The 18,353-nt window shown below is 63.3% G+C and carries 10 protein-coding genes and 1 pseudogene; all 11 read left to right on the top strand.

Annotation, left to right across the window (positions count from 1 at the left end; all coding sequences use genetic code 11):
* Nucleotides 1–64: 64 nt before the first annotated feature.
* Nucleotides 65–1,042: a sugar ABC transporter substrate-binding protein gene (locus NKI64_RS07990; protein ID WP_084014307.1), complete on the top strand. Its 978-nt coding sequence runs from the start codon at nucleotides 65–67 to the stop codon at nucleotides 1,040–1,042.
* Nucleotides 1,043–1,192: 150 nt separating this feature from the next.
* Nucleotides 1,193–2,254, top strand: coding sequence for an ABC transporter permease (locus tag NKI64_RS07985; RefSeq protein WP_023670725.1), 1,062 nt, complete (start codon nucleotides 1,193–1,195; stop codon nucleotides 2,252–2,254).
* Complete coding sequence (locus NKI64_RS07980) at nucleotides 2,251–3,033, top strand: ATP-binding cassette domain-containing protein (protein ID WP_023670726.1); 783 nt, start codon at nucleotides 2,251–2,253, stop codon at nucleotides 3,031–3,033. Before NKI64_RS07985 ends, NKI64_RS07980 begins: the two co-directional genes overlap by 4 nt.
* Before the next feature lie 140 nt (nucleotides 3,034–3,173).
* Nucleotides 3,174–5,636, top strand: coding sequence for a glycogen/starch/alpha-glucan phosphorylase (locus NKI64_RS07975; RefSeq protein ID WP_023670727.1), 2,463 nt, complete (start codon nucleotides 3,174–3,176; stop codon nucleotides 5,634–5,636).
* 71 nt (nucleotides 5,637–5,707) lie between these two features.
* Entirely contained in the window at nucleotides 5,708–7,921 is a 2,214-nt protein-coding gene (gene glgB, locus NKI64_RS07970; RefSeq protein WP_352667441.1) for a 1,4-alpha-glucan branching protein GlgB, read from the top strand.
* A gap of 83 nt (nucleotides 7,922–8,004) precedes the next feature.
* Nucleotides 8,005–9,270: a glucose-1-phosphate adenylyltransferase gene (glgC, locus tag NKI64_RS07965; RefSeq protein ID WP_023715696.1), complete on the top strand. Its 1,266-nt coding sequence runs from the start codon at nucleotides 8,005–8,007 to the stop codon at nucleotides 9,268–9,270.
* A 19-nt stretch (nucleotides 9,271–9,289) separates the two neighbouring features.
* Nucleotides 9,290–10,735, top strand: coding sequence for a glycogen synthase GlgA (gene glgA, locus NKI64_RS07960; protein ID WP_023824220.1), 1,446 nt, complete (start codon nucleotides 9,290–9,292; stop codon nucleotides 10,733–10,735).
* Between the two features lie 3 nt (nucleotides 10,736–10,738).
* Entirely contained in the window at nucleotides 10,739–12,367 is a 1,629-nt protein-coding gene (locus tag NKI64_RS07955) for an alpha-D-glucose phosphate-specific phosphoglucomutase (RefSeq protein ID WP_352512842.1), read from the top strand.
* Between the two features lie 157 nt (nucleotides 12,368–12,524).
* Nucleotides 12,525–14,525 (top strand): glycogen debranching protein GlgX, encoded by a 2,001-nt coding sequence (gene glgX / locus NKI64_RS07950; protein ID WP_352667437.1) that lies wholly within the window; start codon nucleotides 12,525–12,527, stop codon nucleotides 14,523–14,525.
* Nucleotides 14,525–16,174, top strand: a complete 1,650-nt coding sequence (bglA, locus tag NKI64_RS07945) for a beta-galactosidase BglA (protein ID WP_352667434.1) — start codon at nucleotides 14,525–14,527, stop codon at nucleotides 16,172–16,174. The genes glgX and bglA overlap by 1 nt, the downstream gene beginning before the upstream one ends.
* 421 nt (nucleotides 16,175–16,595) lie before the next feature.
* A pseudogene (locus NKI64_RS07940) lies at nucleotides 16,596–17,963 on the top strand (peptide ABC transporter substrate-binding protein); the annotation flags it as partial.
* Nucleotides 17,964–18,353 lie beyond the last annotated feature (390 nt).

The raw sequence follows: 18,353 nt of genomic DNA, 5'->3' as shown, positions 1-18,353 counted from the left end.
GAGGAAGATCGTGACCAAAGCATTATTGAAGTCCACCGTGTTCGCCGCGGCAGGCCTCGGCCTGATGGCGTTTGCTTCGACAGCATCGGCCGCCGGCGTCGGCGCCTGCCTGATCACCAAGACCGACACCAACCCCTTCTTCGTCAAGATGAAGGAGGGCGCGACCGCCAAGGCCAAGGAACTTGGCGTCGACCTCAAGACCTATGCCGGCAAGATCGACGGCGACAGCGAGAGCCAGGTGGCGGCGGTCGAAAGCTGCATCGCCGACGGCGCCAAGGGCATCCTGATCACCGCGTCCGACACCAAGGGCATCGTGCCGACGGTGAAGAAGGCGCGTGACGCCGGCCTGCTGGTGATCGCGCTCGATACCCCGCTGGACCCGATCGATGCCGCCGACGCGACCTTCGCGACGGACAATCTGGAAGCCGGCAAGCTGATCGGCGCCTGGGCAGCCGCGACCCTCGGCGACAAGGCCAAGGACGCCAAGATCGGTTTCCTCGACCTGACCCCCTCACAGCCGACCGTGGATGTGCTGCGCGACCAGGGCTTCATGATGGGCTTCGGCATCGACGTGAAGGATCCCAACAAGATCGGCGATGAGGACGATGCCCGCATCGTCGGCCACGACGTCACCAACGGCAATGAAGAAGGCGGCCGCAAGGCGATGGAAAACCTTCTGCAGAAGGACAACTCCATCACCGTCATCCACACCATCAACGAGCCCGCCGCTGTCGGCGCCTACCAGGCGCTCAAGGCGGTCGGTCTCGAAAGCCAGGTGCTGATCGTCTCGGTCGATGGCGGCTGCCCCGGCGTGAAGTCGGTGACCGAAGGCGTCATTGGCGCCACCTCGCAGCAATACCCGCTGCAGATGGCGGCACTCGGCATCGAGGCGATCGCCGCCTTCGCCAAGGACGGCGCCAAGCCGAAGCCGACCGAAGGCAAGAACTTCTTCGACACCGGCGTCAACCTCGTCACCGACAAGCCGGCCAATGGCGTGAAGTCGATCGACACCAAGGAAGGCCTCGCCAAGTGCTGGGGCTGATGGCTGCCTGACAGCCAGCGGCAAGCTGACGGCCGGGGGCTTGATCCCCGGCCGCTTCGGGTGGACGATGCGTCACGCGAATAATCCCGGCAGCAGACCGGACAGGCGCGAGCGGGTATCGGCATGGAGCTGAAGCCCAGGGGAGGAAACATGGCTCAAGCACAGGAATTCGAGAAGGTTCTCTCGAGCAGCGACACAAGCGTTGCCGCCTTTGACGAGCACAAATCGGCCGTCAAGCGCATCCAGCATTTCCTGCACTCCACGCCGGCGGCGGTGCCGCTGATTGTGCTGGTCCTGTCGATCGTAATTTTCGGCATCGCCATTGGCGGGCGTTTCTTCTCATCCTATACGCTGACGCTGATCCTGCAGCAGATCGCCATCGTCGGCATCCTCGGTGCCGCGCAGACACTGGTCATCCTGACCGCCGGCATCGACCTGTCGATCGGCGTGATCATGGTGATTTCAGCCGTGATCATGGGCAATTGCGCGGTCAGCTACGGCATGCCGGCCGTGCTCGCAGTGCCCATCGGGCTTGCCGCCGGCGCAGCCTGCGGCCTGCTCAACGGTTTGCTGGTCGCCTACATGAAGCTGCCGCCGTTCATCGTCACGCTCGGCACCTGGAACATCGTCATGGCGACGAACTTCATCTATTCGGCTAATGAGACGATCCGCGATACCGACGTCGACGCCCAGGCGCCGCTGCTGCATCTCTTTGCCCTGAGTTTCAAGATCGGCACGGCGGTGCTCACACTGGGCGTCATCGCCACGGTCGTGCTCGTTTTGATCCTCTGGTACGTGCTCAATCACACCGCCTGGGGCCGCCATGTCTACGCCGTTGGCGATGATCAGGAGGCGGCGAAGCTGTCTGGTATCCAGACCAAGAAGGTGTTGATGACGGTCTACACCCTTGCCGGGTTGATCGCCGCTTTCGCTGCCTGGGTTTCCATCGGCCGCAACGGCTCGATCTCGCCGTCAGCCGCCGTCACCGACTACAACCTGCAGGCGATAACCGCGACGGTGATCGGCGGCATTTCACTGTTCGGCGGGCGCGGCTCAATTCTGGGCACGCTTTTCGGCGCGATGATCGTCGGCGTCGTCTCGATGGGCCTCAACATGCTGGGCGCCGATCCGCAATGGAAGGTGCTGCTCACCGGTGTGCTGATCATCGGCGCCGTGGCGATCGACCAATGGATCAGAAAGGTTTCGGCATGACCGTGGAACCCATCCTCACCGCGCGCGGCCTGATCAAGCGCTATGGCCGTGTCACCGCCCTCGACAATGCCGACTTCGACCTCTACCCCGGCGAAATCCTGGCCGTCATCGGAGACAATGGCGCCGGCAAATCATCGCTGATCAAGGCGATTTCCGGCGCCGCCGTGCCCGACGAAGGCGAGATCCGTCTTGAAGGCAAGGCTGTCGCTTTTAAATCGCCCATGGAGGCGCGCGAGGCGGGCATCGAGACGGTCTACCAAAACCTGGCTTTGTCGCCGGCCCTGTCGATCGCCGACAACATGTTCCTCGGCCGCGAGATCCGCAAACCCGGCTTCCTCGGCGACTGGCTTCGCATGCTGGACCGGCCGGCAATGGAAAAGCGCGCCCGCGACAAGCTGACCGAGCTTGGCCTGATGACCATCCAGAACATCAGCCAGGCGGTGGAAACGCTGTCGGGCGGCCAGCGTCAGGGCGTTGCGGTGGCGCGCGCCGCTGCTTTCGGCAGCCGCGTGGTGATCATGGACGAGCCGACCGCGGCACTCGGCGTCAAGGAGAGCCGCCGCGTGCTGGAACTGATCCTCGACGTCAAGAAACGAGGCCTGCCGATCGTGCTGATCTCGCACAACATGCCGCATGTCTTCGAGGTTGCCGACCGCATTCATATCCATCGGCTCGGCCGCCGTCTCTGCGTCATCGATCCCAAGCAATATACCATGTCCGACGCCGTCGCCTTCATGACGGGAGCGAAGGTTCCGCCGGAGGCTGCACTCGCTGCCTGATCCGCTCGACGGATAAATTGCCGCAGGGGAACTGGCGGCATGCGGGTCTAAATCGATTGAACGTATGTTGCGATGCACTAGGATAGGCTGGGACTGAGAGCGAAAGCCGGTATGATCGCAGCACGATCACGAGAGGCAGTATGACGCGAACAATGACAGCCAAAGCCCCCGATCTCGAAATACCCGATCCCAAGACGCTGGCCGACGAAGTCTTGCTGGCTCTCAAATACCGGGTCGGCAAAGGCACGTCCGTTGCTACGCAATATGATTGGCTGACCGCCTCGATCAAGGTCGTGCGCGACCGCATCGTCGATCACTGGATGCAGGCGACGCAGGAGGCCTACGCCCAGCAGGAAAAGCGCGTCTATTACCTGTCGCTCGAATTCCTCATCGGCCGGCTGATGCGCGATGCCTTCTCCAATCTCGGCCTGATGGACAATATGCGAGAAGCGCTCAAGTCGCTGGGCGTCGACCTGGACCTCATCGCCGGGCTCGAACCGGATGCGGCGCTCGGCAATGGCGGTCTTGGCCGGCTCGCCGCCTGCTTCATGGAAAGCATGGCGACCGTCGACATTCCGGCCCACGGCTACGGCATTCGCTACGCCAACGGTATGTTCCGCCAGGAGATCCATGACGGCTGGCAGGTCGAACTGCCCGAAACCTGGCTCGACCACGGCAACCCCTGGGAGTTCGAGCGGCGGGAGCGTGCCTTCGAGGTCGGCTTCGGCGGCTCGGTGGAATCGATCACCTCCAAGGATGGCCGGCTCGAGCGTCACGTCTGGAAGCCGACCGAGCATGTCCAGGCCGTCGCCTACGACACCCCGGTGGTCGGCTGGCGCGCCAACCGCGTCAACACGCTGCGGCTTTGGTCCGGCATGCCGGTCGATCCGATCCTGCTCGACAAGTTCAACGCCGGCGACCACATCGGCGCGCTGGCCGAAAGCAACAAGGCCGATGCCTTGTCGCGCGTGCTTTACCCCGCCGATTCCCACAAGGCCGGCCAGGAACTGCGGCTGCGGCAGGAATATTTCTTCTCCACCGCGTCGCTGCAGGACATCGTCCAGCGCCATCTCAGCCAGTATGGCGATCTCGCCTCGCTGCCCGACAAGGCGGCGATCCACCTCAATGACACCCATCCGGCGATCGCCGTGCCGGAGCTGATGCGCCTGCTGATGGACGTCCATGGCATGGATTTCGACCAGGCTTGGGACATCACCAAGCGCACCTTCGGCTACACCAACCACACGCTGCTGCCCGAGGCGCTGGAAAGCTGGCCGGTGCCGCTGTTCGAACGGCTTTTGCCGCGCCATATGCAGATCGTCTACGCCATCAATGCGCAGGTTTTGCTTGAGGCCCGCGCCACCAACCAGTTTTCCAATGAGCAGATCAGCCGCATCTCGCTGATCCAGGAAAATGGCGACCGCCGCGTGCGCATGGGTAACCTGGCCTTTGTCGGCTCGCACTCGATCAATGGCGTGTCGGCGTTGCACACCGAGCTGATGAAGGAGACGGTGTTTGCCGATCTCCACAAGCTCTATCCCGATCGCATCAACAACAAGACCAACGGAATCACGCCACGCCGCTGGCTGATCCAGTGCAATCCAGGCCTCACCGCGCTCGCCCGCGCGGCGATCGGGGACCGTTTCCTCGACGACATCGACGCCATCAAGGGGCTCGAAGCCTTTGCCGGTGACGCCGCCTTCCGCGACAAGTTCGCCGCCGTCAAGCGCTCCAACAAGATCAAGCTCGCCAATCTGGTCGCCGACCGGCTCGGCATCAAGCTCGACCCGTCGGCGCTGTTCGACATTCAGGTCAAGCGCATCCACGAATACAAGCGCCAGCTGCTCAACATCCTGGAAGCGATCGCGCTCTACGACCAGATCCGCTCGCATCCCGAACAGGACTGGATGCCGCGCGTCAAATTCTTCGGCGGCAAAGCGGCGCCCAGCTACCACAATGCCAAGCTGATCATCAAACTGGCCAACGACGTTGCCAAGGTCATCAACAGCGACCCGTCGGTGCGCGGCCTGCTGAAAGTGGTGTTCGTGCCGAACTACAATGTCAGCCTGGCCGAGGTGATGATGCCGGCCGCCGACCTGTCCGAGCAGATTTCGACTGCCGGCATGGAGGCGTCGGGCACCGGCAACATGAAGTTCGCGCTGAACGGCGCCTTGACCATCGGTACGCTCGACGGCGCCAATGTCGAGATCAAGGAATGCGTTGGCGACGACAACATCTTCATCTTCGGCCTGAGCACGGCGGAAGTCGCCGAGCGGCGCAGCAATGGCTACAACCCGCGCGCCGTGATCGAGGGCTCCCCTGAATTGGCGCAGGCTGTCGCCGCGGTATCGTCGGGCGTGTTCTCGCCCGACCAGCCGGATCGCTACCGCGAGCTGGTCGACGGTCTCTACAACAGCGACTGGTTCATGGTGGCGGCGGATTTCGACGCCTATGCCGCCGCCCAGCGCGATGTCGACGCCGTCTGGCGCAACAGCCCCGATTGGTACGCGCGCGCTATCCGCAACGTTGCCCGCGTCGGCTGGTTCTCTTCCGATCGCACGATCCGCCAATATGCGAAAGAAATCTGGAACGTGCCCGCCTGATATGATTGCATGAGGCCACGAGCAAAGGGTCTTGTGCACAAGAACTGGTTCCCAGGGAGGGACACCGCCTGATGAAGAAACCGCGCGCGACCGCGACGACGAGCGGGTCGGACGGGCTGGCGTCAGCCGGCGATGTCGCCGCAATTGTTGCAGGCACGCATGGCGATCCTTTTGCAATCCTGGGCGTGCATGATGCCGGCAAGAGCCTGGTTGCCCGCTGCTTCGTCCCCAATGCCGAGTTCGTCACCGCATACACGCTGGCCGGCAAGAACGCCGGCGAACTCACGCGGCGCGACGACGCCGGTTTCTTCGAAGGCAGACTGTCGATCAAGAAGCGTCAGCCGCTGCGCTATCACGCCAAAAATGCCGGCGGCGACTGGTGGCTGACCGATCCCTATTCCTTCGGCCCGGTGCTCGGCCCGATGGACGATTACTATATCGCGCAAGGGTCGCACCTCAGGCTGTTCGACAAGCTCGGCGCCCATCTCCTCGACCATGAAGGCGCGTCGGGCGTCCATTTCGCCGTCTGGGCGCCCAATGCAAGGCGCGTCTCCGTGGTCGGCGACTTCAACGAATGGGACGGCCGCCGCCATACGATGCGCGACCGCCGCGACACCGGCATCTGGGAGCTGTTCATTCCCGATATCGGCGCCGGCCACCCCTATAAATACGAGATCATTGCCCCGGACGGCGTGCGCCTGCCGCTCAAGGCCGATCCGTTCGCCTTCAAGTCTGAACTACGCCCGGCCACAGCATCGGTGACGGCGGTGCCGCCGGCGCATGAATGGGGCGACGAGGCGCATCGCAATTACTGGCGAAAGGCCGATCCGCGGCGCGAAGCCATATCGATCTACGAGGTCCATGCCGGTTCGTGGCAGCAGCACGATGATGGCAGCTTCCTGTCATGGGACGAACTCGCCAACCAGCTCATCCCCTATGCTGTCGAGACTGGCTTCACCCACATCGAGTTCCTGCCGATCTCCGAACATCCCTATGACCCGTCATGGGGTTATCAGACAACCGGACTTTATGCCCCCTCGGCGCGCTTCGGCGACCCCGACGGCTTCGCCCGTTTCGTCGACGGTGCGCACCGCGCCGGCGTCGGCGTCATCCTCGACTGGGTGCCGGCGCATTTCCCGGTCGACGCGCATGGCCTCGCCAATTTCGACGGCACCGCACTCTACGAGCATGCCGATCCGCGCAAGGGTTTTCATCCCGACTGGAACACCGCGATCTATAATTTCGGCCGCAGCGAGGTGGTGTCGTTCCTCGTCAACAACGCGCTGTTCTGGGCCGAGAAATACCATGTCGACGGTTTGCGCGTCGATGCGGTGGCCTCGATGCTCTACCTCGATTATTCGCGCAAGGCCGGCGAATGGATCCCCAACGAGAAGGGCGGCCGCGAAAACCTCGAAGCGGTGTCCTTCCTGCAGAAGATGAACAAGGAGGTCTACGGCCACCATCCCGGCGTGATGACCATCGCCGAGGAATCGACCTCATGGCCGAAGGTCTCGGCGCCGGTGCATGAAGGCGGGCTGGGCTTCGGCTTCAAATGGAACATGGGCTTCATGCACGACACGCTGGAGTATTTCGCCAAGGAGCCGATCTTCCGCAAGCACCACCACAACGACCTGACGTTCGGATTGACCTACGCTTTCTCCGAGAATTTCGTGCTGCCGCTGTCCCATGACGAGGTCGTGCACGGCAAGGGCACGCTGCTCGGCAAGATGGCCGGCGACGACTGGCAGAAGTTCGCGACTTTGCGCGCCTTTTACGCCTTCATGTGGGGGTATCCCGGCAAGAAGCTGTTGTTCATGGGCCAGGAATTCGCCCAGCGCCGCGAGTGGAGCGAGGCGCGCGCGCTCGACTGGAACCTGCTCGACTTCCACCCGCATCGCGGCGTCTGGCAGACGGTGCGCGACCTCAACTATCTCTATCGCTCGCGCCCAGCGCTGCATGCACGCGACTGCGAGCCGGACGGCTTCTCCTGGCTGATCGTCGACGACAAGGAAAATTCGGTCTTCGCCTGGCTGCGCAGCGCGCCCGGCGGCAACCCGATCGCCGTCATTTCCAACTTCACGCCAGTGCCGCGCGACAATTATCGCGTGCCATTGCCCAAGGTCGGCAAATGGCGCGAAATCATCAACACCGACGCTTCGGACTACGGTGGTTCGGGCAAGGGCAATGGCGGTGTGGTCGAAGCCAGGGCGGAAGGAGGAGGCATTTCGGCAACGATGCTTTTGCCGCCGCTGTCGACGATCATGCTTGAACTCGTTGCGGACTAGGTCCGTCAACTCGTTTCGGATTAGGTCCGTCGACTCGTTGCGGACCGGGCGATGCTCCAGACTGGTAATTTGGGAGGGTAAAAATGGCAGACTTGAAGAGAACCCAGCCGCTGGCGCGCGATGCCATGGCCTATGTGCTGGCCGGCGGCCGCGGCAGCCGACTCAAGGAATTGACCGACCGCCGCGCCAAGCCGGCTGTCTATTTCGGCGGCAAGACGCGCATCATCGATTTCGCGCTGTCCAATGCGCTGAATTCCGGCATTCGTCGCCTCGGTGTCGCCACCCAGTACAAGGCGCATTCGCTGATCCGCCACCTGCAGCGCGGCTGGAACTTCCTGCGCCCGGAGCGAAACGAAAGCTTCGACATCCTGCCGGCCAGCCAGCGTGTCTCGGAAACGCAGTGGTATGAAGGCACGGCCGACGCCGTCTACCAGAACATCGACATCATCGAGGCCTATGGCCCCGAATACATGGTCATCCTGGCCGGCGACCACATCTACAAGATGGACTACGAGCTGATGCTGCGCCAGCACGTCGATGCCAATGCCGATGTCACTGTCGGTTGCCTTGAAGTGCCGCGCTTGGAAGCGACCGGCTTCGGTGTCATGCATGTCGACGGCAAGGACAACATCATCGCCTTTGTCGAAAAGCCCGCCGACCCGCCCGGCATTCCCGACAAGCCGGAATTCGCGCTGGCCTCGATGGGCATCTATGTCTTCAAGACCAAGTTCCTGATGGAACAGCTGCGCCGCGATGCGGCCGAGCCGGGTTCGAGCCGCGACTTCGGCAAGGACATCATCCCCTACATCGTCCAGCACGGTAAGGCGATCGCGCACCGTTTCGCCAAGTCCTGCGTGCGCTCGACGGCCGAGAACGAAGCCTATTGGCGCGATGTCGGCACGGTCGACGCCTACTGGGAAGCCAATATCGACCTGACCGACATCACTCCCGAACTCGACCTCTACGACCGCGACTGGCCGATCTGGACCTATGCCGAATTGAAGCCGCCGGCAAAGTTCGTGCATGACGAGGATGGCCGGCGCGGTTCGGCCGTCTCCTCGCTGGTCTCAGGCGACTGCATCGTCTCGGGTGCTTCGCTGAAGCGCAGTCTGATCTTCACCGGCGCGCGCATCAACTCCTATTCGACGCTGGAAGAGGTCGTCATGCTGCCCGACGTTCATGTCGGCCGGAACGCAAAGTTGAAGCGCGTCGTCATCGACCACGGTGTAAGGATACCGGAAGGGCTGGTGGTTGGCGAAGACCCTGTTCTCGACGCCAAGCGTTTCCGGGTTTCGGAAAAGGGCATCTGCCTGGTCACGCAGGACATGATCGACAAGCTGAAGCTGTAAGACGGGGTACCATAAACGCATGCAGGTTCTGTCGGTCACGCCCGAGATATTCCCGCTGATCAAGACCGGCGGACTTGCCGACGTGACCGGCGCATTGCCGATCGCGCTGGCCGCCAGGGGCGTGACCATGCGCACGCTCATCCCCGGCTTTCCCCAGGTGATGGACGCCTTCAAGAAAAAGAAGGCTGTCTACCAATACCCGCTGCTGCAGGGCGGCAAGGCTTCGGTCCATGCCGTCAAGATCGCCGGGCTCGACCTGTTCGTGCTCGACGCGCCGCATCTCTACGATCGTCCCGGCGGCCCTTACGGCAATGCGGCCGGCGCCGATTGGCCCGACAATTGGCGGCGTTTTGCTGCGCTGAGCCAGGTCGGTGGCGATATCGCCGGCGGCGCCATTTCCGGCTACCAGCCGGATCTCGTCCACGCCCATGACTGGCAGTCGGCGATGACGCTGGCCTATATGCGCTACGGCAAGGCGGTCGGCGTGCCGTCGCTGATCACGGTTCACAACCTTGCCTTCCAGGGTCAGTTCGGCGCCGGCATTTTTGGCGAGCTCGGCTTGCCGGCCGCGGCGATGGTGCTCGACGGCGTAGAATACTATGGCGGCGTCGGCTTCCTCAAGGCCGGCCTGCAGGCGGCCTGGGCGATCACCACGGTGAGCCCCACCTATGCCCAGGAAATCCGCTCGCCGGAATTCGGCATGGGCCTCGACGGCCTGATCAACATGCGCTCTTCCGACCTCTACGGCATCGTCAACGGCATCGACACCGACATCTGGAACCCGGAGACCGACAAGCATCTGGTGTCGGCCTACTCCGCCGCGACGCTCAAGGCTCGGCTTCCCAACCGGGCGGTTGTCGAGGACCGCTTCAGCCTCGAGCGCGACGACAGTCCGATCGTCTGCGTCGTCAGCCGGCTGACCTGGCAGAAGGGCATGGACATACTGGCGGCTGTGGTCGACGGCGTCGTCGCCACCGGCGCGCGGCTGGCGATCCTCGGCTCAGGCGACGCCGGCCTGGAAGGCGCGCTGCTGGCTGCCACCGCCCGCCATCGCGGCCGTGTCGGCGTCGTCGTCGGCTATGACGAGGGGCTTTCCCACACCATGCAGGGCGGCTGCGACGCCATCGTCATCCCGTCGCGCTTCGAGCCTTGCGGGCTGACCCAGCTTTACGGCCTACGCTATGGCTGCGTGCCGGTCGTCGCCCGCACCGGCGGCCTTGCCGACACCATCATCGACGCCAATGAAGCAGCGATCTCGGCCGGTGTCGCCACCGGCTTCCAGTTCGCGCCCAATAGTGGCGGCGCCATGCTGCACGCCATCCGCCGGCTGGTCGATGCGCATTCGAGCCCGGCCGTCTGGGAACAGATCCAGCGCCAGGGCATGAAGGCCGATGTCTCCTGGGACAAGAGCGCCGACAAATACGTTGAACTCTACCGCCTGCTGCTTTCGAAAAGGGTTGCCTGAAGCATGATCCGGACCGTCGCCACCAAACCCTATCTCGACCAGAAACCCGGCACGTCCGGCCTGCGCAAGAAGGTGCCTGTCTTTCAGCAGGAGCACTATGCCGAGAACTTCATCCAGTCGATCTTCGACGCGCTGGAGGGCTTTGAGGGCAAGACGCTGGTGATCGGCGGCGACGGCCGCTTCTACAACCGCGAGGTCATCCAGAAGGCCATCGCCATGGCGGCGGCCAACGGCTTCGGCAAGGTGATGGTCGGGCAGGGCGGCATATTGTCGACGCCGGCGGCGTCGCATGTCATCCGCAAATACAAGACCTTCGGCGGCATCATCCTGTCGGCCAGTCACAATCCGGGCGGCCCGCACGAGGATTTCGGCATCAAGTACAATGCCGGCAATGGCGGCCCGGCGCCGGAAAAGCTGACCGACGCGATCTTCGAAAAGACCAAGACGATTTCGAGCTTCAAGACCGCCGACATCGACCAGATCGACATCGACAAGATCGGCACGGTGACCGCCGGCGGCATGGCGGTCGAGATTATCGACCCGGTCACCGACTATGCCGAATTGATGGAGAGCCTGTTCGACTTCGACGCCATCCGCGCCAATTTCAAATACGGCTTCCGCATGCGCTTCGACGCCATGCATGCGGTCACCGGCCCGTATGCCAAGGAAATCCTCGAGCGCCGGCTCGGCGCGGAGAATGGCACCTGCCGCAACTACAAGCCGCTGCCGGATTTTGGCGGCCATCACCCGGATCCGAACCTGGTCCACGCCAAGCATCTCTATGACGAGATGATGGGACCGGATGCGCCCGATTTCGGCGCCGCTTCCGACGGCGACGGTGACCGCAATCTCATCATCGGCAAGGGCATTTTCGTCACCCCGTCGGATTCGGTGGCCATGCTTGCCGCCAATGCGCAGTTGGCGCCCGGCTACAAGGACGGCCTCAAAGGCATCGCCCGCTCGATGCCGACCAGCGGCGCGGCCGACCGCGTCGCCGAAAAGCTCGGCATCGGCATCTACGAAACGCCGACCGGTTGGAAGTTCTTCGGCAATCTGCTCGATGCCGGCATGGCAACGATCTGCGGCGAGGAAAGCGCCGGCACCGGCTCGAACCATGTCCGTGAAAAGGACGGGCTGTGGGCGGTGCTGTTGTGGCTGAACATCCTGGCCGTGCGCGGCGAAAGCTGCAAGGACGTCGTTACCGAACATTGGGCGACCTACGGCCGCAACTACTATTCACGTCATGATTATGAGGAGGTCGAAACCGAGCGCGCCAACGCCCTGGTCGACGAGTTGCGCGCCAAGCTCGCTTCGCTGCCCGGCACCAGCGTGCGCGGACTGAAGATCGCCAATGCCGACGACTTCGCCTATCACGATCCGGTCGACGGCTCGGTGAGCAAGAACCAGGGCATCCGCATCCTGTTCGAAGGCGGCTCGCGTGTCGTGTTTCGTTTGTCTGGCACCGGCACGTCGGGTGCTACGCTGCGCGTCTACATCGAGCGTTACGAGCCGGACAGAGCGCGGCATGACCTCGACACGCAAGAGGCGCTCGCCGACCTGATTGCGGCTGCCGATGATATCGCCGGGATCAAGAGCCACACCGGACGCAACAAGCCGAGCGTGATTACTTGAGGGTGGTGGCGTCTTTACCTTCCCCCTTGTGGGGAGGGTCGATCCGCGCAGCGGATCGGGGTGGGTGGGCTCGTAAAGCGCTTTCCTCGCGCCGACCCCCACCCCGCTCACTTCGTTCGCGACCCTCCCCACATGGGGGAGGGTGGAGGATGCGCCGATGACCCAACTCGGCGCAACGGTCACTCCCGAAGGCATCGGTTTTGCCGCCTGGTCGTCCTCGGCGCGGCGGCTCTGGGTGTCGATCTTCGACGACACTGGCGCCCACGAAATCGACCGGCTCGAACTCCAGCCGGAAAGCGAGGGCATCCATGCGCTGTTCGTCGCCGGCCTTGCCGCGGGTGCGCGCTACGGCTTTCGCGCCGACGGCGAATATGCGCCGGAGCGCGGGCTGTGGTTCGATCCCGACAAGCTGCTCACCGATCCCTACGCCGTCGAGATCGACCGGCCCTACCAGCATCATTGGCGGCTTGCCGCCCGGCGCAACGAAGGCGCCGACACCGCGCCACTGATGCCGAAGACCATCGCGCGGGCTCAACCGAAGCCGCTGCCGGCCAAGCCGCCTTTGTTCCAGCCAGGCGGCCTGATCTACGAACTCAACGTCCGCTCCTTCACCAGGCTGCATCCGGACGTGCCCCAAGCGCAGCGCGGCACCATTGCGGCACTTGCGCATCCGGCCATCCTCGAACACCTCAGAAAGATCGGCGTCTCCGCCGTTGAGCTGATGCCCGTGACGGCATGGATCGATGAGCGCCATTTGCCGCCGCTGGGCCTCAGCAATGCCTGGGGCTACAACCCAGTCACCTTCATGGCGCTCGACCCGCGCCTGGCGCCCGGCGGCCTCGCCGAGTTGCGCGATACTGTGGGGGTGCTGCGCAGGGTTGGCATTGGCACCATCCTCGATCTCGTCTTCAATCATACCGGCGAAAGTGACCGGCTCGGGCCAACGCTGTCGCTGCGCGGCCTCGACAATCAAGCCTACTACCGCAGCGAGCCGGACGGCAGGTTGGCCAACGATACCGGCACCGGCAATACCATTGCCTGCGACCATCCGGTCGTTCGCGACATGGTACTCGACACGCTACGCCATTTCGTCCGCCATGCCGGCGTCGACGGTTTCCGCTTCGACCTGGCGCCGGTCCTCGGCCGCGTCGCTGGCGTATTCGATCCGGCGGCCCCGTTGCTCGAGACCATCGCTGGCGATCCTCTGCTTGCCGACAGGGTGCTGATCGCCGAGCCGTGGGACATCGGCCCGAATGGCTATCAGCTCGGCAATTTCCGGCCGCCTTACCTCGAATGGAACGACCGCTACCGCGACGACGTCAGGCGCTTCTGGCGCGGCGATGCCGGCGCGGTCGGTGCGCTGGCGACAAGGCTCGCCGGCTCCTCCGATGTGTTCGGCAGGGAGGGCCAATCCGCCAGCCGCACGGTCAACTTCATCGCCGCACACGATGGCATGACGCTGGCCGATATCGTCGCCTATGAAGCCAAGCACAACCAGGCCAATGGCGAGAAGAACCGCGACGGCCACAATGAGAACCTGTCCTGGAACAACGGCGTCGAGGGCGAAACCTCGAACAAGGCGATTGCCGAGGCCCGTTCCCATGATCGCTTCGCGCTGCTCGCCACTCTGTTCGCCTCGCGCGGCACCATCATGCTGACGGCGGGCGATGAATTCGGCCGCACGCAAGGGGGCAACAACAACGCCTATGCGCAGGACAACGCCATCACCTGGCTCGACTGGGCCGGGCGCGACGTCGGGCTGGAAGCCCATGTGTCGGCGCTCGCAGCTCTGCGCCGCGCGGTGCCGGCGCTTTCCGATACGCGCTTCCTGACCGGAGAGCCGCCGGCCGGTTCTGATGTGCCCGACGTCGCCTGGCTGACCGAGACCGGCGCGCCGCTCGGCGAAGCCGACTGGAACGATGGCTCGCGCCATCGCCTCGTCATGCTGCTCGGCGACCGCGGGGAGGGCCGCCTGGCTGTGATCGTCAATGGCGATCGCCGCCAATGCGTCTTCACGCTGCCCGCGCGGCAAGGGTTTGAATGGCAGCCGGCTGTTGAACCGCAAGCGGTCGACCTCGCGTGGCCGCTGCCCGGCCGCAGTGTCAGTTTCATGATCGAGCGCCGGACCGCAAAGGCCCGCGCCAGGAAGGGTCCGTGATGGCCGACGACAATGCCCAGCCGGGACCCGAACAGAGCGCCGACTGGTGGCGCGGCTGCGTCATCTACCAGATCTATCCTCGCTCCTTCCAGGATACCACCGGCGACGGCAGCGGCGACCTCTCAGGCATCACCTCACGGCTGGCGCACGTCGCCTTGCTCGGCGTCGACGCCGTCTGGCTGTCGCCCTTCTTCAAATCGCCAATGGCCGATATGGGCTACGACGTCTCCGACTATCAGGCGGTCGATCCGATGTTCGGCACGCTCGACGACTTTGACGCGCTGGTTGCCGAGGCGCACAGGCTCGGCCTGAAGGTGATCATCGATCAGGTGTTGTCGCACTCCTCCGACAAGCACGAATGGTTTGTAGAGAGCCGTGCCAGCAAGGATAATCCCAAGGCTGACTGGTATGTCTGGGCCGACACCAGGCCGGACGGCAACGCGCCCAACAACTGGCTGTCGGTCTTCGGCGGCCCGGCCTGGGAGTGGGACGCGACCCGCCGGCAATACTACATGCACAATTTCCTCGCCTCGCAGCCGGACCTCAACTTCCACAATCCTGAGGTTCAAGACGCGTTGTTGCAGACGGTGCGGTTCTGGCTCGAGCGCGGCGTCGACGGCTTCCGCCTGGATACGGTCAACTACTATGTCCACGACCGCTGGCTGCGCAGCAATCCGCCGCTGGCGTCGAGCGTCGCCGGCACCAATGGCGAAACCAACACCTATCTCTTCCAGGAGCATCTGTTCGACAAGACGCAACCGGAAAACCTCGGTTTCCTCAGGCGCTTCCGCGCTTTGCTCGACGAATATGACGGCCGCGCCAGTGTCGGCGAGGTCGGCGACGAAGGCCGTTCGCTGCAGACGCTGGCCGCCTACACATCCGGCGGCGACAAGCTCAACATGTGCTACACCTTCGACCTGCTCGGTCAGCAATTCTCAGCCGCCCATGTGCGCGGCTGTGTCGAGGCCTTCGAGGCAGCTGTCGCCGACGGCTGGGTCTGCTGGGCGTTCTCCAACCACGATGTCGTGCGCCATGTCAGCCGCTGGACGCGGCCGGGCGGCGATCCAGATGCGGTGGCGACATTCGCTATCGCTTTGCTCTCCTGCCTGCGGGGCTCGATCTGTCTCTACCAAGGCGAAGAGCTTGGGCTGGAGGAGGCGGAACTGACCTTCGAGGATCTGCGCGATCCTGTCGGCATCCGTTTCTGGCCGGGGGTAAAGGGCAGGGACGGCTGCCGCACACCGATGGTCTGGGAAGCGGGCGCCGACAATGCCGGTTTTTCCTCGGGAAAACCCTGGCTGCCGGTGCCGGAAAGCCACCGCGCTCGGGCGGTCGATATCCAGAACGCCGACGACAAGTCCGTGCTCGCCGGCTACCGGACGATGCTCGCCTTGCGCAAGGCGCATCTGGCGCTGGTCAAGGGCCCGATCCGCTTTCTCGATACCGACGGCGATGTCCTTGCCTTCATCCGGCAGGGCGAGGACGAGACATTGCTCTGCGTCTTCAATTTCGCCGACAAGCCGGCCGACTGGCCACTGCCGCCGGATCTCCAGCCTGTCGAGGCGATCGCTCTGGGTGGCGGTGCCGTCCTGCAGGAGGAGGGGCTGTCGCTGCAGGCCCTGGGCTGGTTTGTCGGCAAGGTAGGCTGATCTTTCAGGGACGCCGTCCGGCGTCAACAAAGATCGTGTCCGCATGCAACCATGCCGAGTGATCCGTGCAACGCCACCGGCGCCACGTTTTTCATTTTCGGGCTTCTTCGGTACTTTCGTCGGGCTTGGCCACGAACGGCATTCCTGAAATGTTCCAGATGGTTGCGCTAATGACAACTGCTGAGGGCAAAACCCAAAGTTACAGGACAACCACAAGTTGCATCCAATTGGACCTTGTAATATAGATTAGCTATGGCTGGTTTAGGGTGAGGATGCTCACTTAGCGTCAAGCAAGACTCGGTTGAAATAATATTTCCGTCTGTCTAGTCTCCTGCCACCAGCTGCCGGAACGGGAACCGGCGGCGCGCTCGAAGGGGCCAGAAATCGGTTCCGGGGCGTCAACACTCGTAAGGCGCAGCCGATGGGCAGCGCCACAGGGAGAGACTTCATGCTGAAAAATATGCTGAAGGCGACGCTTGTCGCCGCGACCATGACCTTTGCCGCAGGCACGTTCCTGACGCCGGTCCTTGCCGAGACCGTCTATAACAGAGGCAGCGCCGCCGAAGCGGAGACGGTCGATCCGCACAAGACCTCGACCGTCTACGAAGCCGATATCATACGCGACCTGTTCCAGGGACTGGTCATGCACGATCAGAAGACGAACCTCATCCCGGGCGCCGCCGAAAGCTGGACGGTATCTGATGACGGCACCGTCTACACCTTCAAGCTGCGCAAGGACGGCTTGTGGTCGGATGGCAGCCCGGTGACGGCGGACGACTTCGTCTATTCCTTCCGTAGGCTGGAGGATCCGGCGACCGCCGCCGAATACGCTTCCATGCTCTATCCCGTGAAGAACGCCGAGGAAGTCAACACCAAGAAAGGCAAGCCCGAGGACATGGGCGTCAAGGCGATCGACGCCAACACCCTGGAAGTGACGCTGAAGGCGCCGACGCCATACTTCCTGGAGATGCTGACCCACCAGGCTACCTACCCGGTCAACAAGGCCTCGATCGACAAGCTCGGCGCCGACTGGATCAAGGCGGGCAATCTCGTTTCGAACGGCGCCTATACATTGGCCGAGTGGATTCCCAACGACCACATGAAGCTGGTCAAGAATCCGAAATTCTGGGATGCCGCGACCGTCAAGATGGACGTCGTCAACTACATCCCGACCGAAGACCGCTCTTCGGCGATGAAGCGCTTCGAGGCCGGCGAACTCGACAGCTACGGCGACCTGCCGACCGAACAGCTCGCTGACCTCAAGACCAAGTTCGGCGATCAGGTCCGCGTCGGACCGTATCTCGGCACCTATTATTACGCGATCAAGACCGACAAGGCGCCCTGGGACAATGTCGAGCTGCGCAACGCCATCTCGATGGCTATCGACCGCGACTTCCTGGCCGAAAAGGTCTGGCAGAATTCCATGCTGCCTGGCTATTCGATGGTGCCTCCGGGCATCGCCGGCTACACGCCGGCAATGGCCAAATACGCCGACATGCCGCAGATCGACCGCGAGGACGCCGCCAAGAAGATCCTTGAGAAACTCGGCTATACGCCCGAGCATCCGCTGAAGATGGAGATCCGCTACAACACCTCGGAAAACCACAAGAACACCGCGGTTGCCATCCAGGAACAGTTGAAGCCGCTTGGCGTCGAGATCACGCTGCTCAACACCGATACCAAGACCCACTATTCCTTCCTCGAGCAGAAGGGCAACTACGACGTGGCGCGTGCCGCCTGGATCGCCGACTACAAGGATCCCGAGACCTTCCTCGGCATCACCCGCAAGGCCAGCGGCAACAACTATTCGAACTACGTCAGCCCGGCATATGAGGCGGCCATGGACAAGGCCGCGGCTGCCGGCGGCAAGCCGGAAGAGCGCATGAAGGACCTCACTGAGGCCGAGCGCATCCTTGTCGATGACGTCGGCAACATTCCGCTTCTCTACTACAGCTTCCACGATATCGTCTCCTCGAAGCTGCATGGCTTCGATGACAATGTGATGGACATCCATCCGTCCCGCTTCGTCTCCAAGGACTGATAATCATCCTTGACTGGACCGCCCCCCCCCCATTTGGGGGGGGGGGCGGGGGGGGGGTAGCACCCCGGCGGAAAGAGGGGGGGGTTTTTTGGCAACCCCCGGGGGAGAATTTTGCGCCGGCCGGGGGGCAAGCGGAGC

Source organism: Mesorhizobium sp. M0478, from assembly GCF_040321305.1.
Taxonomy (GTDB): Bacteria; Pseudomonadota; Alphaproteobacteria; order Rhizobiales; family Rhizobiaceae; genus Mesorhizobium.
This window is presented reverse-complemented; position numbering and strand designations above follow the sequence as displayed.

Coding starts and splice junctions, on each gene's coding strand:
- bglA (WP_352667434.1), top strand. CDS start 14,525: ATGGCCGACGACAATGCCCAGCCGGGACCCGAACAGAGCGCCGACTGG.
- NKI64_RS07990 (WP_084014307.1), top strand. CDS start 65: ATGGCGTTTGCTTCGACAGCATCGGCCGCCGGCGTCGGCGCCTGCCTG.
- glgB (WP_352667441.1), top strand. CDS start 5,708: ATGAAGAAACCGCGCGCGACCGCGACGACGAGCGGGTCGGACGGGCTG.
- glgA (WP_023824220.1), top strand. CDS start 9,290: ATGCAGGTTCTGTCGGTCACGCCCGAGATATTCCCGCTGATCAAGACC.
- NKI64_RS07975 (WP_023670727.1), top strand. CDS start 3,174: ATGACGCGAACAATGACAGCCAAAGCCCCCGATCTCGAAATACCCGAT.
- NKI64_RS07985 (WP_023670725.1), top strand. CDS start 1,193: ATGGCTCAAGCACAGGAATTCGAGAAGGTTCTCTCGAGCAGCGACACA.
- glgC (WP_023715696.1), top strand. CDS start 8,005: ATGGCAGACTTGAAGAGAACCCAGCCGCTGGCGCGCGATGCCATGGCC.
- glgX (WP_352667437.1), top strand. CDS start 12,525: ATGACCCAACTCGGCGCAACGGTCACTCCCGAAGGCATCGGTTTTGCC.
- NKI64_RS07980 (WP_023670726.1), top strand. CDS start 2,251: ATGACCGTGGAACCCATCCTCACCGCGCGCGGCCTGATCAAGCGCTAT.
- NKI64_RS07955 (WP_352512842.1), top strand. CDS start 10,739: ATGATCCGGACCGTCGCCACCAAACCCTATCTCGACCAGAAACCCGGC.